The following is a 1,308-nucleotide window of genomic DNA, read 5'->3' as shown; positions in this document are numbered from 1 at the left end:
TGGTCGAGGGAATCAACAATAAACTTAAACTAATAAAACGGAGAGGCTATGGCTTTAGAAACTTTCGGAATTTTTGGGTTAGAAGTATGTTATCTTGGCATCTTGTATGTTGATTTAGCATAAAGGGTAACGAAGAGCCGGAAAATTTAGCTTAGTTTGTCTAGAGATAAGAAACTCTATTGATAGAATTACCCAAAATTGTAGCAGTTATCTGAATAGTCAGGTACGATAAAATCAAGTTAGTAAATTACCGCCCCTTAACTAATGTCTAACTCGAAATCCGATAACGTTTGGGACCACAAACCCCGTTGGTGTCAACCTTGGTCGATTTTATTGACAGGAATTGCCCTGATTGCCGGCTGTTGGTTTTTAACCCAGCGTCTCTGGTTAACTCTACTCCTATCTATTCCTATACTCCTCTGGTGGTTTGTCTTCCTAATTCTTTATCCGCGGACACTGCAGCAACAGTTAAACACAGAAAGAATCGGGGAAAGCATTGATTAAAACAGGAAAGACAGGACAGGGATTTTTATCCTGTAATTGACTACTTTCATCTCCGCGAAAAGTGTTCCAACGGAAAGGAGCTTTTTTTTCACTCGACATCCATAAAAGTCTTTTTGCTCGCGTCATCGCTACATACAAAAGTCGGTATTCTTCAGCTTTTTTAAGTTGTCCAGCTTCTAACCAAGCGCTTAAAGGTGGGGGAATAATTGGTATGCTGTCGGGGTTTAAATAGCGTTGATGAACCGCTGCTCGAATTTGCGCCCGGGCTACTTCTGCGAGGGTAAAATCTCCCAAAAATTTCGCCCCATTGGGAACCCAAGGTTTGCCAGGAATAATATCTTCATGAAGAAAGGGAATAAAAACATAATCCCAGTCTAAACCCTTGGCTTTGTGCATAGTAATAATCGTCAGTTGTCCGGGACGAGTATAACAATCGTCGTTATCTTCTTCCACCCCTTCAAAGCGCTCAGAGGCGATAATTTCATTGAGAGTATTGATTGTATTTTTTAGAGAACTATTACCAGCAGTTTCCTGATAAATACGGGCGGTTAATTTTTGCAATGTGGCTAATTCTGACCCTGAATATTGGAGAGTCATAGCGAAAAAAGACAGGAGTTGATAATGGGGTAATTCTAATCTAGCTTTTAGTAAACTGCAGCAATAACGACGGGCGATTTTTTCGTTAGATTTCAGTTCGGGATCGAGGGGAGTGGGATAAAGAAATTGTTCGGGATAGGTAACTAAAGGATTTAAGTCTTGGGCAGTAATTAAACCCCTAAATTGTAGCACTTCTAAGGCCGCTTT

General features: G+C 40.4%; 3 protein-coding genes. 2 read left to right on the top strand and 1 reads right to left on the bottom strand.

The genetic code is table 11. The annotated features are described in order from the left end of the window. Together PX481_RS08130 and PX481_RS08125 are read left to right on the top strand one after the other, a co-directional pair. Positions 1 to 113, top strand: a 113-nt coding sequence (locus PX481_RS08130) for a transposase (RefSeq protein WP_071784045.1), incomplete at its 5' end; no start/stop codon positions are given. Between the two features lie 151 nt (positions 114 to 264). Next, positions 265 to 504 carry a DUF6737 family protein gene (locus PX481_RS08125; RefSeq protein WP_043999446.1) on the top strand — a complete coding sequence of 80 codons (240 nt, stop codon included), beginning with the start codon at positions 265 to 267 and terminating at the stop codon, positions 502 to 504. Here PX481_RS08125 and PX481_RS08120 read toward each other — a convergent pair. Further along, positions 469 to 1,308: 3'-5' exonuclease (locus PX481_RS08120; RefSeq protein ID WP_288094286.1), on the bottom strand; the 840-nt coding region annotated here is incomplete at its 5' end. The genes PX481_RS08125 and PX481_RS08120 overlap by 36 nt on opposite strands.

Source organism: Microcystis sp. M53603_WE2 (assembly GCF_030065435.1).
The sequence above is the reverse complement of the archived record's forward strand: the minus strand, read 5'-3'. Positions and strand labels throughout refer to the sequence as shown.

Excerpts from the sequence above, each read along its gene's own strand:
- PX481_RS08125 (WP_043999446.1), top strand. The coding sequence starts at position 265 with ATGTCTAACTCGAAATCCGATAACGTTTGGGACCACAAACCCCGTTGG.